Source organism: Micromonospora sp. NPDC005173 (assembly GCF_040608515.1).
Lineage (GTDB): Bacteria > Actinomycetota > Actinomycetes > Mycobacteriales > Micromonosporaceae > Micromonospora.
In genome coordinates this window covers 87,314-109,895 of record NZ_JBEXIK010000018.1, presented here as the reverse complement: position 1 = coordinate 109,895, position 22,582 = coordinate 87,314, and the positions used below count along the sequence as shown (strand labels likewise).

Below are 22,582 nucleotides of genomic sequence, written 5' to 3'. Positions count from 1 at the left end.
ATGAACGGGTGCGACCATGCGCACACGACGGGAGGTTGCGAGTGGGCTGGCTCGACCGGGTCGATGACCAGGTTGACGCCCTCACGCGCGCTCGGGCGTTGCAGGAGGCCAGTCGCTCCGCGGAGGCGTACGCCCTGCTGGAGCGGGTGATCCGCAGCACCACGGACCCGGCGGCGCGAGCGGACGCCCTGGTGCAGCGCCTCTCCGCGTTGATCAATCTCGGTCGGACGGCGGAGTTCACCCGGGCCATCGAGGAGGCCTCGGCGGCCGTCCGCGACCTCGCCGAGCCCTACCTGCACGGGCACCTCAACGCGCTGGCCGCGCTCGCCGCACACCACCAGGGAGCTCTGGACCGCTGCGTCACCCACCTGGTCAAGGCCGCCCGGGCGCTGGGCGCCGTGGAGGACCCGGACCGGGACACCGCCTGGGGCTGGCACGACCTCGCCATGGCCTACAGCTATCTCAGCTTCCACGGGTACGCCCTGGGTGCGATCGAACGTGCCCGGCAGCTCGGGCTGACCTCCGGGATCCCGGAGGAGACGTTCGCCGCGCCGGGGATCCGGCTGCGCAACGCCGTGGCGCTGGACCACAACGGCGACAGCGACGGCTGCCTGCGGGTGCTCCGGGACGTGGCCGGCGACCTGGCCCGGTTCGTCCGCACCGGGCGGGCCGGCCGGCTGCGCCCGAGCAGCCTCGCCGCGTACGGGTACGCGGCGGCCCGACAGGCCGCGCTCGGCGACCGGGTGGAGTCCGCCCCGGACACCGAGCCGTCCCGGCTGCTCGGCCACGGCGGGGACAGCGCCCGTGCCCGCGACATGCGGCAACTCGGGCTGGTCTGCCTGGCCGTGGCCGACGGACGGCCGATCGAGGCGGTCACCCGGCTGGACACCATCCGGGTGTCCACCGAAACGCTGGGCGCAGCCGAGCCGGCCCGGCTGCGCAGCATCGCGCTGACCCGTGCCGGGGACCACCTGGCGGCGCACCGGGCCGACCGGCTGGCGTTCCGGCTCGCCGCACAGCGCAACGACCGGCTGCGCGACGTCTACATCGACGGCATCGCCGCCCGGATCGACCACGAGGAGATGCGCCGGGAGGCGGCACGGTTCGAGGGCGAGGCCCTGACCGACCCGCTCACCGGGCTGCCCAACCGGCGACGGTTGGAGCGCTACATCACCGCCGTGGTCACCCGCGGCGAGCGGGTGGTGATCGGCGTCTGCGACCTGGACGGCTTCAAGGCGGTCAACACCCGGCACGGGCACCACTCGGGCGACCTGGTGCTCCAACGCATCGCCGGGGTGATCAACCGGGTGATGCGCCGGGGTGACTTCGTGGCCCGCTACGGCGGTGACGAGTTCGTGGTGGTGCTGCCCGACACCGGCATGGCCGAGGCCTCCGAGGTCTCCCGCAGGATCGAAGCGGCGGTCAGCGCGGAGGACTGGGAGTCGCTGGTTCCCGGCACCCCGGTCGGGGTGAGCATCGGCTTCGCCGAGGTCTCCGGCGGCGGCGGGCTGCGCGACGCGCTCAGCGTCGCCTTCGAACAGGCCGACCGGGAGATGCTGCGCGCGAAGTCCCGTCCGCGCGCGAGCTGACCGCCGGCTGGTCGGCCGTCGCCGGAGGCCGCCGGTGGCGATCCGTCAGCGGCGGGTCAGCTCGGTGTCGCCGGCCAGCCGGGCGGCGCGGTCGGCCTCGCTCAGGGCGTCCAGCACCCCGTCCAGATCCCCGGCGAGCGCCAGGTCCAGGTTGTACGCGGTGTAGCCGATCCGGTGGTCGGTGATCCGGTTCTGCGGGAAGTTGTAGGTCCGGATCCGCTCCGAGCGGTCCACCGTGCGCACCTGCGCCTTGCGGGCGTCCGAGGCGGCGGCGTCGGCCTGCTCCTGGGCGGCGGCGAGCAGCCGGGCCCGCATGATCCGCATCGCCTGCTCCCGGTTCTGCAGCTGGGACTTCTCGTTCTGGCAGGAGACGACGATGCCGGTCGGCAGGTGGGTGATCCGCACCGCCGAGTCGGTGGTGTTGACCGACTGGCCACCCGGGCCGGACGAGCGGAACACGTCGATGCGCAGGTCGTTCTGGTCGATGGTGACGTCGACGTCCTCGGCCTCCGGCAGCACCAGCACCCCGGCGGCGGAGGTGTGGATCCGGCCCTGCGACTCGGTGACCGGGACACGCTGCACGCGGTGCACGCCGCCCTCCCACTTGAGCCGCGACCAGACGCCGTTGCCGCCCTCCGGGACGCCCTTGGTCTTGATCGACAGCGAGACGTCCTTGACCCCGCCGAGGTCCGAGTCCTGTGCGTCGATCACCTCGGTGATCCAGCCGTGGCGCTCGGCGTACCGGGTGTACATCCGCAGCAGGTCACCGGCGAAGAGCGCGGACTCCTCACCGCCCTCACCGGCCTTGATCTCGACGATCACGTCCTTGGCGTCGTGCGGGTCACGCGGAATGAGCAGCTCGGCGAGGCGCTCCTCCAGGGCCGGCAGGGACGCCGCGATCGCCTCGGTCTCGGCGGCGAAGGAGGGGTCCTCGGCGGCCAGCTCGCGGGCTGCGGCCAGGTCGGCGCGCGCCTGCTCCAGCTCGCCGGCAGCCTTGCGCAACGGCACCAGCTCGGCGTACCGACGGCCGACCCGACGCGCGGTGGCCTGGTCGGCGTGGATGGCCGGATCGGCCAACCGCTTCTCCAGCTCCGCGTACTCGTCGAGGAGACCGGCCAGACGCTCGCTGCTCATGCTGCGGGTGCTCCTTCAGGGGTTGCGGCGCCGGCCGGGCCGGCCGGAGGGCCGGGCGCCAGGCGAAACAGGGCGGAATGCGGACGGCGCCCGCTTCCGGTGGAAAACCGGACGCGGGCGCCGAACGAGAAGTTACTTGGCCTTCTTGGCCTGAACCTTGGCGTACTTCTGCTGGAACTTCGCGACCCGGCCGGCGGTGTCGAGAACGCGCTGCTTACCGGTGTAGAACGGGTGGCAGGCGCTGCAGGTCTCGACGTGGATCGCCCCGCCCTTGGCGGTGCTGCGGGTCGTGAACGTGTTGCCACAGGAGCAGCTGACCTCGGTGGTCACGTACTCCGGGTGGATGTTTGCCTTCATCTTGCCTCGGTCCTCTCGTTGGTGGTCGCCGGGTCGCCGTCACCGCCCGTCGCGCCGTGCACGACGGGCTCGGGCGTGAACCGGAACCGGTGGCCGATTGACCAGTGTGCCATGGGCCTGAGCCGACCCGGCAATCGGGCCGCACACCTCGTCCGGCATCGTCAACACGTGCCTCCCCGTCCGCATTCCCGCCGCTCGGCCGGGCATTCACCCGCCCGGCGGGCCGCGGTCGAGTGCCCCGCCGGGGGTACGCCCGCCGAGCCGAAGAGGAGCCGATGAGCCGCCTGATCGCCACCCGGGGCCTGCCCGCGTCCGGCAAGACGACCTTTGCCCGGACCCTTCAGCCGTCCGTGGTCCGGGTCAACCGCGACGACCTGCGCCGGATGCTGCACGGCGAGCGGCTCTTCACCCAGTGGGCGGAGGCGCAGGTGACCGTCGTCCAGCGAGCCCAGGTCGAGGCGCTGCTGCGTGCCCGGGCGGACGTCTGCGTGGACGACACCAACCTGCGCTCGCGGTCGCTGCGGGACTGGGCCGAGCTGGCCGCCCGGTACGGCGCGGAGTTCGAGGTGCACGACTTCACCGACGTGCCGCTGGCCGAGTGCCTGCGCCGCGACGCCGCCCGCCCGGAGGCCGACCGGGTCGGTGCGGACGTGATCTCCCGGCTGCACGAGCGGTACCTGGCGGGGCGGACGCTGCCGTTGCCGGTGCCGCAAGCCCGCACCGGACGACCCGCCAGCGTCCACCCGCCGTCGACCGAACCGCCGGAGATCGTGCTCGTGGACATCGACGGCACCGTCGCGCTGGCCGTCTCCCGAAGCCCGTACGACATGACCCGGGTTGGCGAGGACCAGCCGAACCCGGCGGTGATCGCGGCGGTCCGGGCGATGCACGCCGCCGGGTACGGGGTGGTCTTCTGCTCCGGGCGGGACGCCTCGGCCCGGGCGGCCACCGAGGCGTGGCTGGCCCGGCACGTCCGGGTCCCCTACCTCGGCCTGCACCTGCGTGCCGTCGGCGACTCGCGCAAGGACGCGATCGTCAAACGGGAGATCTACGAGCGGGAGATCCGGGACCGGTACCGGGTGGTCGGTGTCTTCGACGACCGCGTCCAGGTGGTGCAGATGTGGCGGGCCCTCGGTCTCACCGTCTTCCAGGTGGCCGACGGCGACTTCTGACCCGGCGCCGCCCCGCCCCGTGCGGCTCGACGGGGCGGGGCGGTGGCGGGGTCAGGCCGCGGGCGCGGCGGCCCGGGCGGTGAGGGTGATCGCGGTTTCTGCGCGGATGCCGTTGACGGTGACCGCCAGAACCACCGACCCGGGGCGCAGCGCCGTGAGGGTGCCGCTCGCCGGGTCGAAGCGGGCCGTGTGCCACGGGCGTACCCCGGCCGCCGAGCCGATGTGCACGCCCGGCGAGGCCGACCAGTCCGCACTGACCGGTCCGGCCACCGGAACGGTCCGGCCGCCGGGCTGGGTCAGCGTGGCGGTGACCAGTGCCGGGGTGCCGACCGCGACGCTGGCCGGTGCGGTCAGCGCGAGCTGGTCCACGTGCGCGTGGAACTCCACGTCCACCCAGCGGGGTCCCTCTGCGCGCGGGTCGCGCCGGGCCCGGTCCGCCTCGGCCGGGGTGACCGGGTCCACGCCGAACTCCGTCCAGCCGGTGAAGCCGCCCTGGTCCGCCGGGGTGGACGGCGTCTTGCCCGCGTTGCCGTTGATCACGTACGGCACCCCGTCCACCCGCTCGGCGTGGAAGGTGCCGACGTGGCCGCCGACGAAGAGCGCGCCCTTGCCGGTGCGGTGCTGGAAGTCGGCCAGCCACTGCTCCAGCAGCGCCGCCTCCTTGCGGTCGCCGAGCTGGCTGGCCTGCGCCGGGCTGGGGTCGCGCGGCGGGTGGTGGTGCAGCACGACGACCGAGCCGACACGCTTGTCGGTGGCCGCCGCGTCCAGCGTCTCGCGCAGCATCCGGACCTGGTCAAAGCCACCGCCCCGCAGCGTCCCGGTGGACGAGTTCAGCGTGACGAACCGGGTGCCGGCGTGGTCGAAGACCCGCGAGGTGGCGCCGAACGCCGCCTGGAAGTTGCTGATCGGGGCGCCCATGATCTCGTGGTTGCCGGGCACGTAGTACCAGGGCAGCGCGTCACCCAACTCCTCGTCGAGGATGCGCTTGGCCAGCGTGAAGTCGGCCGGGTAGGCGGTGTCGACGAAGTCACCGTTGATCAGCAGGAAGTCCGGCCGGGCCGCCTTCACCTCGCGCAGCGTCCGGCGGGCCTGGGCGACCAGGTCGCTGTCCGGGTTCGCGGCGACGAACTGGGCGTCGGAGAGCACGGCGAACCGCCAGGGTGCGCCGTCCACGGTGCCGTCTCGGATCACCACCCGGTCGGTACGCGGCGCCTCCACCGGCACGTCGACCGAGGGCGGCACCTTCGCCACCAGGTCGTCGATGATCACCTCGCTGCGGTACTGCGCGGTGGCGATGGTCTCGGCCACGTAGAACCGGCGCACCCGGACCGGGTACTGCACGCCGGCGGGGACCGCGAACTCCACGTACCGCCAACCGGTCCAGGTGATCAGCGGGCCGCGCAGCACGTGCTGGGTGTCCTGGGCGTCGTGCAGGTGCAGGCTGGGCCACTCCCCGGTGCCGTTGCCGTGGATCCACATGCCGAACGCCTGCGGCTGGCCAGGCACCTCGATCCAGGCCGGCGGGTCGGCGTACGCGGCCCGGGTGCCGGTGGACTGGCTGAAGTCGTACGTCATCCGCAGGCCGGTGCCGGTGTGGCCGGGCGCCGGCGCGACCGATCCGCTGGCCCGGGCCTGGCTGAACCGCCAGGACGCGGCGTCGTCGAAGTCGGCCACCGGCACGTCGGTCAACCCGACGGTGACCGGCACGACGGTGCTGTTCCGTCCGACGTGGACGGTGATCAGGCCGGAGCCGGTGTCCCGCAGCGCGGTGACGGCGAGGTTGCCGTCCTCGGTGGGGGTGACCCGCAGCAGGTCCCGGTCGTAGTCGAGGGTCAGGTCGGCCGGCTCGATCGGCGCGGTGTTGCCCTCGGCGTCGTAGCCGACCACCCCGACCACGGCGTTGCCGTCCCGGCCGGTGAGCCCGACCCGCTCCACGGTGAGGCCGATCCGTTCCAGCGAGCCGAGCACGGTGAGGCCCAGTGAGCCGGTGGCCCGGCCGCGTGCGGCGGTGACCGTGCTGGTCCCCGACGCGCCAGCGCGGAACACACCGTGCTGGTCGACGCGGCCGCGCGCCGCCGGGGTGGCCCGCCAGGTCGGCGTGCCGGCCGCCGGGCCGTACGTCTCGTCGTAGCCGGCCGCGGTGAGGGTGCGGGTCAGACCGGGAAAGACCCGGTCCGGCCGGCCACCGCGCACCGGTGAGACGCCCGGGGCCGCGGTGGGGTCGCTGGCGGTCTCCACCCAGTAGCCGGTGAGCCGGCCGCTGCCCTTCGGCGCGTAGATGGCCAGGCCGTTGGGCACGGGTCGCTCGCTGCCGTCGGAGGGGCTGTTCTCCACCTGCACGGCGGGCGCGCCCGGCTCTCGGGCCAGCAACGTGGACGATCCGCCGCCGTCCAGGTTGAGCGCGTGGTGGGCACCCAGCTCGGCCATCATCCGACCCATCTCGGTCTGAGTCACGCCACGGCTGTCGACCTGCCGACCATCCACCGTCAACATGATCATCTTGCGACCGTCGGCGGTGAAGCCGACCGCGGTGCGCGGGGCCAGCGCAGGGTCGGCGACGCTCTGCACGACGCCGTCGCGGACCAGGACGTTGCCGCCGCCGACCGCCGCGTGCAGGGAGCTGCCGTCGGACGACTTCGGCTGCCAGGCCACCGTCACCGGGTCACCGGGGCGGAGCCCGGCCAGCGCGTCCGCGCCGGCGTCGCGGCCGAGCAGCACGGTGCTGCCGGCGACGATCGGGCCGCTGCCGGCCGCGCCGGCCACCGCGGCCACCCGGCCGCCGGCCACGGTGACCTCGACGACCCGGGCCGCGCCCGCGACCGCCCGCTCCCGGGAATACGTCCCCCAGAGCTCGGTGAACGCGCCGATGCCGTTGGCCTGCACGATGTTGTTGAACTGGGTCAGCGGCACCGGCCCGCTGGGCAGGGTGGCGGTGCCGTCGAAGTTCACCTCGATCACGCGGCCGAGCCCGTCGGCGGTGACCGCCACCGCGTTGCGGTGACCGCTGACCGCCGACTGGATCAGCTCGCCGTCGCGGATGCCGACGCCCTGGGCGGCCCCGGAGTTGTTGATGTCGAAGAAGTCGCCGTTGACCGCGGCGACCGCGCGCGAGCCGTCCACCGCGGTGCGCAGCGGCTCGGCCCGGCTGACCGCTCCGGAGTTGACGTAGTCGACAGTGGCGCCGCCGGTGAGATCGGTGGTGAGCGCGTCGGCACGCAGCCAGCCATCGGCGTCGTACCGGTCGAAGGAGGTGAGCTGCACGCCCGGCGCGACCGGCCGGGTGGCCTTCGTGGTCTCCAGACCGTCGGCCGGCTCCAGGCCGGCGGCGACGGTCGGGGCGGCGATCGGGGCGGAGACGGCGGTCGGGGCCGGCGGGGCGGCGGTCGCCGGCACCGGAACGGCCAGGGTGAGCAGCGGTGTCAGCAGCAAGACGCCGGTGCGACGGGCGGAACGTCTGCGGGTACGCATGGACGACAGTCAACCCGATGGTGAATAGAAGTTTCAAGATGTACCGACTGAACCGAAGGAAAACTCCACCCCTCGCCACCGGGCGGGGGTGGACACGACGAAGGGGCACGGCCGGGTTGGCCGTGCCCCTTCGTCGTCTTTGTCACCCGGGGATGGTTACTCCCCCGGCGTCGACTTCGCGATCTGCATCAGGAACTCGATGTTGGTGCGGGACTGCTTGAGCCGGTCCAGCAGCAGGTCCAGCGCCGCCTGCGAGTCCAGCGAGTGCAGCACCTTGCGGAGCTTGTGGATGATGGCCAGCTCCTCCGGCGCGAGCAGGACCTCTTCCTTACGCGTACCGGACGGGTTGATGTCGATGGCCGGGAAGGTTCGCTTGTCGGCGATCTTCCGGTCCAGCTTCAGCTCCGCGTTACCGGTGCCCTTGAACTCCTCGAAGATGACCGTGTCCGCCATGGACCCGGTCTCCACCAGCGCGGTGGCGAGGATGGTCAGCGACCCGCCGTTCTCGATGTTGCGGGCCGCGCCGAGGAAGCGCTTCGGCGGGTAGAGCGCGGTGGAGTCGATACCACCCGACATGATCCGGCCGCTGGCCGGCGCCGCCAGGTTGTACGACCGACCGAGCCGGGTCACCGAGTCCAGCAGCACGACCACGTCGTGCCCCAGCTCGACCAGGCGCTTCGCCCGCTCGATCGCCAGCTCAGCGACCGTGGTGTGGTCCTGCGGCGGCCGGTCGAACGTGGCCGCGATGACCTCGCCCTTCACCGAACGCTGCATGTCGGTGACCTCTTCGGGCCGCTCGTCCACCAGCACCACCATCAGGTGGCACTCCGGGTTGTTACGGGTGATCGCGTTCGCGATCGCCTGCAGCACCATCGTCTTACCCGCCTTCGGCGGCGACACGATGAGCGCCCGCTGGCCCTTGCCGATCGGCATGACCAGGTCGATGACCCGGGTGGTCAGGATGTGCGGCTCGGTCTCCAACCGCAGGCGCTCCTGCGGGTACAGCGGCGTGAGCTTGTAGAACTCCGGCCGGCGCCGCGCCTCCTCCGGCTCCATGCCGTTGATGGTGTCCAGCCGCATCAGCGGGTTGTACTTGTCCCGCCGCTGGTCGCCACTGTTGCCGCCCTCGCGGGCCGCACGCACCGCACCGGTGATCGCGTCACCGCGGCGCAGGCCGTACTTCTTGATCTGGGACATCGAGACGTACACGTCGTTCGGGCCGGCCAGGTAACCGGTCGTCCGCACGAAGGCGTAGTTGTCGAGCACGTCGATGATGCCGGCCACCGGGACGAGCACGTCGTCCTCGCCGACCTGCGGCTCGCGCCCACCGGTGTCGGCACCGGTCTCGGTGCGCTCGCCACGGCCGCGGCGACGGTCCCGGAAGCGGCTGCGCCGGCCACGCCGACCGCCGCCCTCGCCGTCATCGTCGTCGTTGTCGCGCTCGGCGCGCTGACCACGGTCGTTGCGGTCGCCCCGGTCGTTGCGCTCGGGACGGTCACCACGCTCGTTGCGCTCGGCACGCTCGCCTCGCTCGGCACGGTCACCACGCTCGTTGCGCTCGCCCCGCTCGGCACGCTCGCCCCGGTCGTTGCGCTCGGCACGCTCGCCCCGGTCGTTGCGCTCGCCCCGGTCGGCACGCTCTGCCCGCTCCGGACGCTCGGCACGCTCTGCGCGCTCCGGACGCTCGGCACGCTCCGCGCGCTCCGGACGCTCTGCGCGCTCGGCACGCTCCGGACGCTCGGCACGGTCCCGGCGGTTCTCACCCCGGTCGGTCCGCTCGCCGGCCTCCGCCTCGTCGGTGCGTGCCTCAGTGGGACGCGCCTCCGCCGCGGTGGTCCGGCTCCGCCGGGTACGACCCCGGCCCTCGGTCTCGGCGGCCGGCTCGGCCGGCGCCTGGTCGGTGCTGCGTCCCTCGGCCGCCGGACGGTCCACGGTCTCCCGCACCTCCTCACGAGCCGGAGCGGCCGCAGCCGCGACCTCAGCCCGCGGTCGAGGGGTCCCGGCGGCGTTGCCGCCCTGCCGCTCGGAGATCGCGGCGATCAGCTCGCCTTTGCGCATGCGAGCCGTGCCGGAGATGCCGAGCGACGCGGCCAGGCTCTGCAGCTCTGGCAGCAGCATCGCCGACAGACCGGTGCCGCTACGCCGCCGACGGGCGGGAGCGGCGGTGGTGGCATCGCCAGCGACGTTGGAAACATCCGACGTCACGTCGGTGGTGTCGCTCAATGGATTCCTTCCCTCGATAAAGGCCGGGACTGCCCGGAGTCAGAACTCAGGTGGCCGGGCGGCCTCGGTGCACCCGCCTCGCAAGGACGCGTCGCGGGAGTCTGTGACACAGCAGCCGGTCGGTATCCCGACTCACCAAAGGTCGGTGAGCAGGTCTCGCCGTCTGCGGCGACCTGTGGAAACTGCGGTGCGGCGTGGGCCTTGGGCAGGGGTGACGGGCTGACCGCCGAGAGCTTCGGGGGTGCGCCGCCCCGCAGGAGATCGCGTGCTTCGCGGCTGTGCTAGGTCTAGAGCGTAATCAACTCTTCCGACCTGCGGCAACAGGGTCCCGCTCGGCGTGTCCAAGTCTACCCCGGGCAACCCTTGCACCGCTGACGTCTATCGGTAACTGCCAGATCTGCCAATCTGTTCCCATCGGGAAGGCGGCCGGTGGGTCACTGAGCGCCAGGACAGTCGGCCCCGCACCACTGATCACAGCCGCCACACCGGCCGCTCGCAACTCACTGACCAGGGCGGACGTCCCCGGCATCGCGGGTGCGCGGTAATCCTGGTGGAGCCGGTCGACGGTGGCCGGCAGCAGCAGCGTCGGGTCGGCGGTCAGCGCGTGCACCAGCAGCGCGGCCCGCCCGGCGGTCAACGCGGCGTCGCCGTGCGGCACGGTGGCCGGCAACGCCGCCCTCGCGGTCGCGGTCAACCCGCGCTCCGCCGGAACGAAAACAGTGGGCCGGACCCCGTCAGCGACCGGCAGGGACACCGCGCGGGCGCCGGTCGACTCGGACCAGGCCAGCGTGAAGCCCCCGAGCAGGCACGGCGCGACATTGTCCGGATGGCCCTCGATCTCGGCGGCCAGCCGGAGAACGGCACCGTCGTCCAGCCGGCGCTCCCCATCGGTGACCAGGGCGCGAGCCAGCAACACACCGGCGACGATCGCGGCGGACGAGGAGCCCAACCCACGCGCCTGCGGGATCCGGTTGACGCACTCCACGCTCAGCCCCTCGGGCTGGGCACCGAGCACGTCGAAGCCGGCCCGCATCGCCCGCACCACCAGGTGCCGGTCGTCGTCGGGCAGCTCACCGGCCCCCTGCCCGGTCACCGTCACCCGGACCCCACCCGAGGTGACCTCGGCGGCCAGGTCGTCGTAGAGGCCGAGGGCGAGACCGAGCGCGTCGAAGCCCGGGCCCAGGTTGGCACTGGTCGCGGGGACCCGGACCCGGACCGGCCCGGCGGTGAAGTTCGTCGGCACGGGCTCATGCTAGGGGTCGGCACCGACGTTCCGGTCCTGCGCCCGCAGCGTGGGACCGGCGCGCTCAGCCGGCCGGGTCGGGAACCGGCTCGGCAGCCGGGGTGGTGAGCGAGAGTCGGCGGGTGGCGATCCGCCAGCCGACCGCGTACACGAGGGTGACCAGCCCACAGCCGGCCAGCACCACCCGCTCGTCCACCACGTCCACCACCAGGGCCACGGCCAGCTGGCTCACCGAGATGGCCAGCGTCGCGAGCATCATGTCGGTGGCGAAGACTCGCCCCCGCAACCGATCCGGCACTTCGCCCTGCAGGGCGAAGTTCGACATCACCCAGTTGCTCCCGCCCGCGAAGTGCGCCACGAAGACCAGCAGCAGCACCAAGGGGAACCAGCGGACCACCGACGCGCCCAGGTAGGACAGCCCGTAGAGCGACATGGACAGCGCCAGCCCGGGCAGCAGCCAGGACCGGTTGGTCAGCACCCGACGCATCAGGATCGGCCCCACCAGAGCCCCCGCCCCGCGCACCGCGAAGAGCAGGCCAGCGCCCAGCGAGCCGACCCCGTACACGCCGGCGAGCAGCGGGAACACGGTCAGCACCCCGTTGCCCAGGCCGACCGCCGACTTCACCGTGACCAGCGCCAGCACCCGCGGCCGGTGCCCGATGTAGCCGAGTGCCTCGCGGACCGCCGGCCAGGTCCGCTGGGCCGGCCGGTCGGCGTCCCGGGGCGCCTGCAAGGGCCGGCGGATCCGTGTGGCGAGACCCGCGGCCAGCGCCAGGCCCACCGCCGCAACCCAGAAGCAGACGTACGGGCCGGCAGCCGAGCTGAGTACGCCGCCGAGCGAAGCGCCGACCACCGTCATGGTGCCCCAGGCTGAGCCGGCCACCGCGTTACCGGCCGCCAGCTCGTCCGGCTCCAGCACGTTGGGCAGCGCGGCCTGGGCGGCCGGCGAGTAGAACGCCTTGGCGACCGCCACCACCCCGATCGCCACCAGCGCCAGCCAGGCCGTTCCGTCCCGGACGCCGAGCAGCAGCAACACGCCCACCAGCGCCGCCACGTTCGCCGCGATCATGATCTTCCGCCGGTCGAACCGGTCGGCCACCGTGCCGGTGTACGGCAGCAGCAGCGCCACGATGCCGGTGTCCACCGCCAGCACCAGCGCGCCCCAGACCCCGCTGCCGGTCAGCTGGGGCAGCAACACCAGCAGCGGCACCATGACGAACCAGTCGGCACCGAAGACCACCAGCTCGGCGAGGAACAGGTTACGGAAGCTCCGGTTGCCGGTGAGAACCGAGAGGGTGGACGCCACGGAGCAGGACCCTACCCGGATGACAGGGCTCTATTTCGGCGCGACCAGCCACGACCGGTCCCGGGATCCACCCGGAGCCGGCCGGCCTCGGAAGCCGGAACGCCCCCGGCGGGTCGGAACCCGCCAGGGGCGTTTCACCGTGCCGGTCCGACTACTCGGTCGGCTCCGACGGAGGCAGCGGCGAGGTACGGCTGCGCGGCAGCCGCAGCACCTCGAACTGGTCCGTGCCGTCCACCAGCGCACCCGACGGGACGGGTCGCCCCGCCGCCGGCTGCGATCCCTCGGTCTGCGCCGCTGCCGGCGCACCGGACGGCACCGCGACCTGGTTCGGGCCGGCCGGCTCGTCGGTCTCCGGTCCGGTCGACCCGGTCACCGCCGGCTGGCCGGAGCGCCGCTGGCGGCGCCGCTGGCGCAGCGACTCCTTGGTGCGCTCCACCATCGTGTACAGCGTCGGCACCAGGATCAGGGTGAGCAGCGTCGAGCTGAGCAGGCCACCGATCACCACGACCGCCAGCGGCTGGGAGATGAAGCCGCCCTCGCCGGTCAACCCGAGCGCCATCGGCAGCAGCGCGAAGATGGTCGCGACCGCGGTCATCAGGATCGGGCGCAGCCGGCGCCGGCCACCCTCGACCACCGCCTCCCCGACTCCCATGCCCCGGGCCCGGTACTGGTTGATCAGATCCAGCAGCACGATCGCGTTGGTCACCACGATGCCGACCAGCATCAGCACGCCGATCAGCGCCGGCACGCCGAGCGGCGTCCCGGTCACCAGCAGCAGGCCGATCGCGCCGGTCGCCGCGAACGGAATGGAGATCAGCAGGATCAGCGCCTGGGTGAGGCTCCGGAACGTCGCCACCATGATCAGGAACACGATCGCGATCGCGGCCAGCACAGCCAGGCCCAGGTCGCCGAACGCGTCCGCCTGGTCCGCGCTGACCCCACCGATGGTGAAGGTCGCCCCGGGCACGTCGATGCCGTCCAGCCGCTTCTGCAGCTCCTGGCTGGTCGCGCCCAGGTTCGAGCCGGTCGCCGTGCCGGTCACCGAGACGCTGCGCTCACCGTCGATCCGGCTGACCTGCTGCGGCCCCTCGGCCCGGGTGACCTTCGCGATGTCGCCCAGCTTGACCGGACCGATCGGCAGGGCGTTCAGCTGCTCCACCGACACCGGCGGCTGTACACCCAACCGCAGCACCACGTTCTGCTGCTGGCCGTCGAGCGTGACCTGGCCCAGCGGCGCCCCACGGAACGCCTGCGACACGAACTGACCCACCGCGGCCTCGGTGAGCCCGACCCGACCGGCGGCGACCCGGTCGACGGTCACGTCGACCCGCGGCACCTGCGCGGCAAGGCTGGTGGTGACGTCCGCGACGTCCGGCACCCCGGCCATCGCCGTCCGGGCAGCCTCGGCGGCCCGGGTCAGCACCTCCGGGTCGCTGGCCTGGACGACCACCTCAAGCTGGCTGGTCGAGGCATCCTGCCCGCCGCCGAAGGTGACCTCGCCCAGTCCGGTGCCGAGCGTGTCGAACTCCTTGCGCAGCACCTCGCGCATCTGCTTCGCGTCGGTGTCCCCGTCGAGCGCCACCGACCACGTCGCGATGTTGTTGCCGCCGCCCGCGAACGGGTTGTCCCCGCCGCCGGCGGTCACCTGGTAGGTCTCGACCCCGTCGGTACGCCCGAGCACCGTCTCGACCTGCTTGGCCGCCGCGTCGGTGGCGGCCAGACCGCTACCCGCCGGCAACTCCTGCTGGAAGCTGAGCGTGTCCTGGCCGGAGTCGTCCAGGAAGTTGGTCTCCAGCTTCTGGGACAGACCGAAGGTGCCGAAGAGCACCAGCAGGCCGAGACCGACGGTGATCCAGCGGGTGGACCGCTTGCGGGTGGCGAACCCGATCACCGGCAGGTACGCCCGCTGCAACGGGCTGCGCAGCTCCTTCTCCTCCGCGCCGCGCCGCACCGCCTCGTCGTCCACGGTGCCGCCGCGCGGCTTGAGGAACCAGTACGCCAGCACCGGGATCACGGTCAGCGACACCAGCAGCGAGGCGAGCAGCGCCACCGTCACGGTGATCGCGAACGGCGCGAAGAGCTGCCCGACGAACCCGCCGACCAGCGCGATCGGCGCGAACACCGCGACCGTGGTGAGGGTGGACGCGGTCACCGCGCCAGCCACCTCACGGACGCCGGTGATGATCGCGTGCTGCTTCTCCTCGCCGTACTCGAGGTGCCGTTTGATGTTTTCCAGCACCACGATCGAGTCGTCCACCACCCGGCCCACCGCGATGGTCAGCGCGCCGAGGGTGAGCAGGTTGAGCGAGTAGTCGCCGATCCAGAGAGCGATCAGTGCCACCAGCACGGAGAGCGGGATGGAGACCGCGGTGACCACGGTCGAGCGCACCGACAGCAGGAAGACCAGGATGACGATGACCGCCATCAGCAGGCCCAGCAGGCCCTCGGTGGTCAGCGACTCGATCGACTTCTCGACGAACGGCGCCTGGTCGAAGACCACGGTCAGCTCGGCGCCGGAGGCGTCCTTCAGGTCGGCCAGCTTGTCCCGGATCTCGTGCGAGATCTCCACCGCGTTGCCGTCCGGCGCCGCGGTGACCGCGATGCCGAGACTGTCCTGGCCGTTGGTCCGGGTGATCGCGGTGGCCGGGGCGACCTGCTGCTCGACGGCCGCCACGTCACCGAGACGGACCGGGCGCGCGCCAGGGGCGACCACGATGCCGCGCAGGTCGTCCAGGGTGGCGACCGGCGTGCCAACCTGCACCGGGAGGGCCAGGCTGCCGTCGTTCACCGCGCCGGCCGGGATCGTCACGCCGTTGGTCTTCAGCGCGGCGCCGATCGCCGTGGGCTGGAGCTTCGCCGCGGCGAGCTTGGCCGGGTCCGGGGTGACCACCACGATGTCGTCGCGGGTCCCGGTCACATCGACCGTGCGGACCCCCTCGATCCCCTCCAGCTCCGGCACCACCGTGTCGCGCAGCTTCTCGGCGAGCGACCGCTGGTCCGCCCCGCCGGCCGCAGCCAGCACCACCGCCGGCAGGTCGTCGGTGCTGCCCGCGATGACCTGCGGATCGACGCCCTCCGGCAGCTGGGCGTCGATGCGGCTCAGCGCGGTCTGCATCTTGTTGACCATGTCGTCCAGGTCGGTGCCGAACTCGTACTGCACCTGGACGGTGGCCGACCCCTCGCGGGAGGTGGAGGTGACCTTGTCCAGACCGGGGATGCTCTGGAGGGCGTTCTCGATCGGCTCGGTCACCTGCGACTCGACGATCTCGGGTCCGGCGCCGGGGTAGGGGGCCACGATGAACGCGGCCGGGAATTCGAGCGACGGCAGCAGTTGCTGCTTCAGCGACGGTACGGCGAACGCTCCGAACGCCGTGATCACCACCGCGATGAGGGCAACCAGCCCTCGGTTGGCGAGGCTGAATCTGGCGAGCAGCGACATCGGCCTGGCTCACTCCTGAAAGAGAATGCGGGTGGGGATACCCGAAAGTGTGCCGGACTCGATCACCCCGACCCTCGCCGGCCCCACGCCGGCCCCACGCCGGCCACGTTTCCGGAGCCGGCCGCCGCCGAGACCGGCGGCGATGCGGCGGCGCGCTGGCCGCTCAGGCCAGGTCGAGGGCGCGGGCCGCGGCCAGCGGGTCGTTCGCGATGGTCAGCGGAGCGGGCGCCGTGGAAATCGCCCACTCCGGGTCCTTCAGACCATGGCCGGTCACCGTGCAGACCACCGTCGAACCCGCCGGCACCGCACCCGCCGCGGCCTGCTGGAGCAGGCCGGCCACGCTGGCCGCGCTGCCCAGCTCGACGAAGACCCCCACCTCGCGGGCGAGCAGCCGGTACGCGGACAGGATCTCCCGGTCCGTCACCGCCGCGATCAGGCCACCCGAGGCGTCGCGGGCGTCCAGCGCCTTGGTCCAGCTCGCCGGGTTGCCGATCCGGATCGCGGTGGCGATGGTCGACGGCTCCGGCACCACCTGGCCGGTCACGATCGGGGCCGCGCCGGCGGCCTGGAAGCCGTACATCTTCGGGGCCCGGGTGGTGGCGCCGGCGGCGTGCTCCTCCGCGTACCCCATCCAGTAGGCGGCGATGTTGCCGGCGTTGCCGACCGGCAGGCAGTGGATGTCGGGCGCGTCACCGAGCGCCTCGACGATCTCGAAGGCGGCGGTCTTCTGCCCGTGCAGACGGTCGATGTTGACCGAGTTGACCAAGGCGACCGGGTAGTCCTGGGCGAGCTTGGCGGCCGTCGCGAGACAGTCGTCGAAGTTGCCGCTCACCTGGAGCAGCTTCGCGCCGTGCACCAGCGCCTGGGCCAGCTTGCCCAGCGCGATCTTGCCCTGCGGCACCAGCACCGCGCAGGTCAGCCCGGCCCGGGCCGCGTACGCCGCGGCGGAGGCGCTGGTGTTGCCGGTGGAGGCGCAGATGATGGCCTTGTTGCCGGCCTCGACCGCCTTGGAGACCGCGAGGGTCATCCCGCGGTCCTTGAACGAGCCGGTCGGGTTGGCGCCCTCCACCTTGAGGTGCACGTCGCAACCGAGCCGGGCGGAGAGCACCGGCGCGGGCAGCAGTGGGGTGTTCCCCTCGTGCAGCGTGACGACGGGCGTGGCCGCGGTGACCGGCAGCCGATCCCGGTACGCCTCGATCAGACCCCGCCACATGTCGCTCTCCTCGCCTCTACCGACGTGCCGACCTGAGCATTTCCAGGCCACCCTGGACCAGCCTGCCGGAGCGACCGGTGGCGCACCCCGGGTTACCCACCTGGCGGGACGTGAGGGCCGCGCACGGCCTGCCCCACCACCGGGTCAACGACTCACGCGCCACCCTCGACCCGCAGCACGCTGGTCACCGACCGGACGATGTCCAGACCACGAAGCTCGCCCACGGTGGCGGCGAGCGCGGCGTCCGGTGCCACGTGGGTGACGATGACCAACTCGGCGTCGCCGTCCCGGCCGGGCACCCCGCCCGCCGAGCCCTGCCGCACGGTCGCGATCGACACGTCGTGCCGGGCGAACACGCCAGCCACCGCGGCCAGCACACCCGGACGGTCGGCCACGTCCAGGCTGACGTGGTAGCGGGTCAGCGCCTCGCCCATCGGCCGTACCGCCAGGTCGGCGTACGCGCTCTCGCTGGCCGCGCGCACCCCGGCGAGCCGGTTTCGGGCCACCGCCACCACGTCGCCGAGGACGGCGCTGGCCGTCGGCGCGCCACCCGCGCCCCGGCCGTAGAACATCAGCTCCCCGGCCGCGTCCGCCTCCACGAAGACCGCGTTGAACGCGTCGCCGACGCTGGCCAGCGGGTGGCTGCGCGGGATCATCGCCGGGTGCACCCGGACGCTGACCGTGTCCCGGCCGGCCGGGTCGACGCCGCGGGCCGCGATGCAGAGCAGCTTGATCGTGCAGCCCATCGCCTGGGCGCTGGCCACGTCCGCGGCGGTGACCTCGGTGATGCCCTCCCGGTGCACGTCGGCGGCACCGACCCGGGTGTGGAACGCCAGCGAGGCGAGGATCGCCGCCTTGGCCGCCGCATCGAAGCCCTCCACGTCGGCGGTCGGGTCGGCCTCCGCGTACCCCAGCTCGGTGGCCTCCTCCAATGCCTCGGCGAAGCCGGCGCCGGTGGCGTCCATGGCGGAGAGGATGAAGTTGGTGGTGCCGTTGACGATGCCGGTGACCCGGTTGATCCGGTCGCCGTGCAGCGACTCGCGCAGCGGGCGCAGCAGCGGGATGGCCCCGGCCACGGACGCCTCGTAGTAGAGGTCGCCGCCGCCCTCGGCCGCCGCGTCGTGCAGCGCCACGCCGTCCTCGGCGAGCAGCGCCTTGTTGGCGGTGACCACGCTCTTGCCGGCGCGCAGCGCCTCGACCAGCCAGGTCCGGGCCGGCTCGATGCCGCCGACCACCTCGATCACCACGTCCACGTCGTCGCGCTTGATCAGGCCGAGCGCGTCGGTCGTGAACAGGGTGGGGTCGACCGGCAGGTCACCGCGGTCACGGCCGAGTCGGCGGACGGCGATGCCGGCGATCTCCAGCGGAGCGCCGATCCGGGCGGCCAAGTCGGTCCCCTGCTCGTGCAGCAGCCGGACCACCTCCTGACCGACCGTGCCGCAGCCGAGCAGTGCCAAGCGCACAGGTGACGTCATCCCACATCCAAAGCCAGCAGATCCTCTTCGGTTTCCCGCCGGACGATCAGACGCGCCTGGCCGTCGCGCACCGCGACCACCGGTGGCCGGGGTACGTGGTTGTAGTTGCTGGCCATGCTGCGGCAGTAGGCACCGGTGCCGGGCACCGCGACAAGATCTCCGGCCTGCACGTCGGCGGGCAGGAATTCATCCTTCACCACGATGTCCCCGGACTCACAGTGCTTTCCCACCACGCGGGCGAGCATCGGCTCGGCGGTCGAGGCACGGGAGGCCAGCGTCGCCGAGTAGGACGCGTCATAGAGCGCCGTCCGGATGTTGTCGCTCATCCCGCCGTCGACGCTGACGTACGTGCGGATGCTGTCGAGGTCCTTGACCGTGCCGACCTCGTAGAGGGTGAACACGGACGGCCCGACAATGGCCCGCCCCGGCTCGATGGAGAGCCGCGGCACGGCCAGATTCTCCGCCGCGCACTCCGAGTCGACGATCTTGCGCAGCCGCTTGGCCAGGTCCTGCGGAGCGGCCGGGTCGTCCTGGGTGGTGTAGGCGATACCGAAGCCGCCGCCCAGGTCCAGCTCGGGCAGCTCGACCCCGCGCGCGTCGCGGATCTGCGCCTGGAGGGCGAGCACCCGGCGGGCGGAGACCTCGAAGCCGCTGGCGTCGAAGATCTGCGAGCCGATGTGCGAGTGCAGCCCGCGCAACTCCAGTGCGTCCTCGTCGAGGATCTTGAAGGCGGCCGACGCGGCCGCCCCGCCGGCCAGCGAGAAGCCGAACTTCTGGTCCTCGTGGGCGGTGGCGATGAACTCGTGGGTGTGCGCCTCGACGCCGACGGTGACCCGGACCAGCACCCGGGGGCGGACCCCCCGCTCGCGGGCCAGCGCGGTCAGCCGGTCGATCTCGGTGAACGAGTCGACGATGATCCGCCCCACCCTGGCGTCCAGTGCCCGGCTCAGCTCGGCCACCGACTTGTTGTTGCCGTGGAAGCCGATCCGCTCCGGTGGCATCCCGGCCGCCAGCGCGGTGGCCAGTTCGCCGCCGGTGCAGACGTCGAGGTGCAGCCCCTCCTCGGCGATCATCCGGACCACGGCCCGGCAGAGGAACGCCTTGCCGGCGTAGAAGACGTCCTCGGTCGGGAAGGCCGCCCGAAAGTCCCGGCAGCGTGACCGCAGGTCGTCCTCGTCGAGGACGTACACCGGGGTGCCGAACTCGGCCGCGATGTCGCGGACGCTCAGGCCCGCGACGGCGACCGCGCCGTCGGCGCCGCGCGTCACCGTGCGTGGCCACAGCGCCGGCACGAGGGCGTTGACGTCCTGTGGGGTACGCAGCCAGGCCGGCCCCTGGTTGCTGATGTCCGCGTGCAGCGCACCAGCCTCATGAGCCCTCATGTCACATCCTCTCGGGTGCGGAGACGCCGAGCAGGTGCAGACCGTTGGCGATCACCGTGCGGGTGGCGTTGTTGAGCCAGAGCCGGGCCCGGTGCAGGTCGGTGACCTCCTCGTCGCCCAACGGCAGCACCCGGCAGTTGTCGTAGAACCGGTGGAAGGAGGCTGCGACGCTCTCCTCCAGGTAGCGGGCCACCCGGTGCGGCTCGCGCAGCTCGGCGGCGGTGGCGACCACCGCCGGGAACTCGGCGAGCGCCTTGAGCAGCTCGTTCTCCTTCTCGTGCCCGAGCAGCTCGGGGCGGAAATCGTCGGCGCCGCCCTGGAGCAGCCCCACCTCGGCGGCGTTGCGGGCCACGCCCGCCGTCCGGGCGGCGACGTACTGCACGTAGTAGACCGGGTTGTCACGGGTGGCCCGGGTCCACAGCTCGATGTCGATGTCGATCGGGGAGTCGCTGGAGTAGCGGGCCAGCGCGTACCGGGAGGCGTCCACCCCGATCGCCTCGACCAGGTCCTCCAGGGTGATCACGGTGCCGGCCCGCTTGCTCATCCGCACCGGGGCGCCGTCGCGCAGCAGGTTGACCAGCTGCCCGATCAGGATCTCCAGGTTGCGCTCCGGGTCGTCGCCGAAGCAGGCGGCCATCGCCTTCATCCGGCCGATGTAGCCGTGGTGGTCGGCGCCCAGCATGATCACGACCCGCTCGAAGCCGCGCTCCCGCTTGTCCAGGTAGTAGGCGCAGTCCGCGGCGAAGTACGTCCACTCGCCGTTGGACTTGCGCAGCACCCGGTCCTTGTCGTCGCCGAAGTCGGTGGTCCGCAGCCAGGTGGCGCCCTCGGACTCGTAGACCTGACCCTGCTCGCGCAGCCGGGCCAGGGCGAGGTCCAGCTCACCCCGGTCGTGCAGGTCCTTCTCGTTGAAGTAGGTGTCGAACTCCACCCCGAAGTCGCGCAGCGAGGAGCGGATCTCGTCGAACATCAGCGCGACGCCCTCGACCCGGAACACCTCCTGGGCGGCGGCGTCGTCCAGGGTCAGCACGTCCGGCCGGCGGGCCTGCACCTCGGCGGCGATCTCCCCGATGTACGCCCCGCCGTAGCCGTCCTCGGGCGCGGACTGGCCGTTGGCGGCGGCGAGCAGCGAGCGGGCGAACCGGTCGATCTGGGACCCGGCGTCGTTGAAGTAGTACTCCGTGCCCACCTCGGCACCGGTGGCCCGCAGCAGCCGGCTGAGCGCGTCACCGACGGCCGCCCACCGGACCCCGCCGATGTGCACCGGGCCGGTCGGGTTGGCCGAGACGAACTCCAGGTTGATCTTTTCGCCGGCGAGCCGGTCGCTGCGGCCGTACTCCGCGCCGGCCTCGACGATCACCCGGGCGAGCTGGCCGGCGGCGGCCGCGTCCAGCCGGATGTTCAGGAAGCCTGGGCCGGCGATTTCCACCGACTTGACCCCGGGTGCCCGGCCCAGCTCGTCGGCCAGCGCGGCGGCCAGCTCGCGCGGCGGAACGCCCACCTTCTTGCTCAACTGCAGGGCGAGCGTGGAGGCGTAGTCGCCGTGCTCGGGGTTGCGGGGTCGCTCCACCGCCGTACGCTCCGGCAGCGCGGCCTGGTCCAGGCCACGCTCGCTGAAGACGGCGCGGGCAGCGGTGAGGACGACCGAGGCGAGTTCTGCAGGAGTCACCCAGCCATGTTATCGGGGGTAGACTCGGGCACTCGGCGGCTACCCACCGCGTCATCCGGCCCGCCAACATCCCTGACCGACCGACTTGACGAGGCACGATGAGCATCAGCACCCCCGGTGGCCCTGAGCGCCGCCCGACCGTGGTCAGCACCGGCAAGAAGCCGGCCGCAGGCCGGCCGGCGTCCGGCGCCAAGGCCGGTTCCGGCAAGCCGGCGGGCAAGCCTGCGGGCACTCCGCGGGCAGGTGGCAAGGGCCCCCGCAAGCCGGTCACCCCGGTCAAGGTGAGCCAGGGCCGCGCCTGGGGCCCGATCGCGCTCTTCGTCGCCGTGGGCGTGCTCGCCGCCGGCATCATCGGGTACGGCGCCTGGGCGTCGTTCCAGGGCGCCAAGCCGTGGGACAAGCGGGCGAGCGCCATCGACGGCATCGTCAACTACCGCAAGTCGGACCCGGAGAGCCTCAAGTACGAGGCACACAAGTCCGGCCCGCTGACCTACAAGTACTCGCCGCCGGTGGGCGGGGTGCACAACGCCACCTGGCAGAACTGCATGGGTGACGTGTACGACGCACCGATCGCCAGCGAGCACGCGGTGCACAGCCTGGAGCACGGCGCCGTCTGGATCACCTACCGGCAGGGCCTGCCGCAGGACCAGATCGACAAGCTCGCCGGCAAGGTCCGCGGCGTCGAGAAGATGATGATGAGCCCGTACGAGGGCCTGGACAAGCCGATCTCGCTTCAGGCGTGGGGCTTCCAGCTCAAGGTCGACAACGCCGACGACGCGCGGATCGACGAGTTCATCAAGGACCTGCGGGTGAACGCCTCCATCGAGGGCCCGACCGCGCTGTGCAACACCGGCGTCACCGCCACCGGCACCACGCCGCGTGACCTCGACTCCCAGATGCCCACCCAGTAAG

14 protein-coding genes are annotated in these 22,582 nt (G+C 72.5%); 3 read left to right on the top strand and 11 right to left on the bottom strand.

Annotated elements, in window-relative coordinates:
- Positions 1-41: 41 nt before the first annotated feature.
- On the top strand, positions 42-1,589 hold the full coding sequence (locus ABZV00_RS21000) for a GGDEF domain-containing protein (RefSeq protein WP_355608675.1): 1,548 nt from the start codon (positions 42-44) through the stop codon (positions 1,587-1,589).
- Between the two features lie 45 nt (positions 1,590-1,634).
- Here ABZV00_RS21000 and prfA read toward each other — a convergent pair whose 3' ends face one another.
- Both prfA and rpmE read right to left on the bottom strand, forming a co-directional pair.
- Positions 1,635-2,723 (bottom strand): peptide chain release factor 1, encoded by a 1,089-nt coding sequence (prfA, locus tag ABZV00_RS20995; protein ID WP_328419863.1) that lies wholly within the window; start codon positions 2,721-2,723, stop codon positions 1,635-1,637.
- 132 nt (positions 2,724-2,855) lie between these two features.
- Positions 2,856-3,080 (bottom strand): 50S ribosomal protein L31, encoded by a 225-nt coding sequence (rpmE, locus tag ABZV00_RS20990; RefSeq protein ID WP_007464546.1) that lies wholly within the window; start codon positions 3,078-3,080, stop codon positions 2,856-2,858.
- A 275-nt stretch (positions 3,081-3,355) separates the two neighbouring features.
- Between rpmE and ABZV00_RS20985 the strand changes: the two genes are divergently transcribed.
- Complete coding sequence (locus ABZV00_RS20985; protein ID WP_355608672.1) at positions 3,356-4,252, top strand: AAA family ATPase; 897 nt, start codon at positions 3,356-3,358, stop codon at positions 4,250-4,252.
- Between the two features lie 51 nt (positions 4,253-4,303).
- On the opposite strand, the gene ABZV00_RS20980 is transcribed toward ABZV00_RS20985, so the two are convergent.
- The 9 genes from ABZV00_RS20980 to argS all read right to left on the bottom strand — a co-directional run bounded on the left by ABZV00_RS20980 (position 4,304) and on the right by argS (position 21,670).
- Entirely contained in the window at positions 4,304-7,720 is a 3,417-nt protein-coding gene (locus tag ABZV00_RS20980; protein ID WP_355608670.1) for a phosphodiester glycosidase family protein, read from the bottom strand.
- A gap of 156 nt (positions 7,721-7,876) precedes the next feature.
- Positions 7,877-9,943 (bottom strand): transcription termination factor Rho, encoded by a 2,067-nt coding sequence (gene rho / locus ABZV00_RS20975; protein ID WP_355608667.1) that lies wholly within the window; start codon positions 9,941-9,943, stop codon positions 7,877-7,879.
- A gap of 298 nt (positions 9,944-10,241) precedes the next feature.
- The gene (thrB, locus tag ABZV00_RS20970; RefSeq protein ID WP_355608665.1) at positions 10,242-11,186 is read right to left on the bottom strand and encodes a homoserine kinase; all 945 of its coding nucleotides are present in this window, start codon (positions 11,184-11,186) and stop codon (positions 10,242-10,244) included.
- Positions 11,187-11,250: 64 nt separating this feature from the next.
- Complete coding sequence (locus ABZV00_RS20965; protein ID WP_355608662.1) at positions 11,251-12,492, bottom strand: MFS transporter; 1,242 nt, start codon at positions 12,490-12,492, stop codon at positions 11,251-11,253.
- Positions 12,493-12,643: 151 nt separating this feature from the next.
- Positions 12,644-15,931 carry an efflux RND transporter permease subunit gene (locus ABZV00_RS20960; RefSeq protein WP_355608659.1) on the bottom strand — a complete coding sequence of 1,096 codons (3,288 nt, stop codon included), beginning with the start codon at positions 15,929-15,931 and terminating at the stop codon, positions 12,644-12,646.
- A 163-nt stretch (positions 15,932-16,094) separates the two neighbouring features.
- Positions 16,095-17,144, bottom strand: coding sequence for a threonine synthase (thrC, locus tag ABZV00_RS20955; RefSeq protein ID WP_355608656.1), 1,050 nt, complete (start codon positions 17,142-17,144; stop codon positions 16,095-16,097).
- A 152-nt stretch (positions 17,145-17,296) separates the two neighbouring features.
- Entirely contained in the window at positions 17,297-18,607 is a 1,311-nt protein-coding gene (locus ABZV00_RS20950; RefSeq protein WP_328426065.1) for a homoserine dehydrogenase, read from the bottom strand.
- Positions 18,608-18,615: 8 nt separating this feature from the next.
- On the bottom strand, positions 18,616-20,001 hold the full coding sequence (lysA, locus tag ABZV00_RS20945) for a diaminopimelate decarboxylase (RefSeq protein ID WP_355608653.1): 1,386 nt from the start codon (positions 19,999-20,001) through the stop codon (positions 18,616-18,618).
- Position 20,002: 1 nt separating this feature from the next.
- Positions 20,003-21,670 carry an arginine--tRNA ligase gene (argS, locus tag ABZV00_RS20940; RefSeq protein WP_328419882.1) on the bottom strand — a complete coding sequence of 556 codons (1,668 nt, stop codon included), beginning with the start codon at positions 21,668-21,670 and terminating at the stop codon, positions 20,003-20,005.
- A 98-nt stretch (positions 21,671-21,768) separates the two neighbouring features.
- On the opposite strand from argS, the gene ABZV00_RS20935 reads away from it, so the two are divergent.
- Positions 21,769-22,581: a DUF3105 domain-containing protein gene (locus ABZV00_RS20935; protein WP_355608651.1), complete on the top strand. Its 813-nt coding sequence runs from the start codon at positions 21,769-21,771 to the stop codon at positions 22,579-22,581.
- The last annotated feature ends 1 nt before the right edge of the window (position 22,582 follow it).

Excerpts from the sequence above, each read along its gene's own strand:
- prfA (WP_328419863.1), bottom strand. The coding sequence starts at position 2,723 with ATGAGCAGCGAGCGTCTGGCCGGTCTCCTCGACGAGTACGCGGAGCTG.
- rpmE (WP_007464546.1), bottom strand. The coding sequence starts at position 3,080 with ATGAAGGCAAACATCCACCCGGAGTACGTGACCACCGAGGTCAGCTGC.
- ABZV00_RS20985 (WP_355608672.1), top strand. The coding sequence starts at position 3,356 with ATGAGCCGCCTGATCGCCACCCGGGGCCTGCCCGCGTCCGGCAAGACG.
- ABZV00_RS20980 (WP_355608670.1), bottom strand. The coding sequence starts at position 7,720 with ATGCGTACCCGCAGACGTTCCGCCCGTCGCACCGGCGTCTTGCTGCTG.
- ABZV00_RS20960 (WP_355608659.1), bottom strand. The coding sequence starts at position 15,931 with ATGTCGCTGCTCGCCAGATTCAGCCTCGCCAACCGAGGGCTGGTTGCC.
- thrC (WP_355608656.1), bottom strand. The coding sequence starts at position 17,144 with ATGTGGCGGGGTCTGATCGAGGCGTACCGGGATCGGCTGCCGGTCACC.
- lysA (WP_355608653.1), bottom strand. The coding sequence starts at position 20,001 with ATGAGGGCTCATGAGGCTGGTGCGCTGCACGCGGACATCAGCAACCAG.
- ABZV00_RS20935 (WP_355608651.1), top strand. The coding sequence starts at position 21,769 with ATGAGCATCAGCACCCCCGGTGGCCCTGAGCGCCGCCCGACCGTGGTC.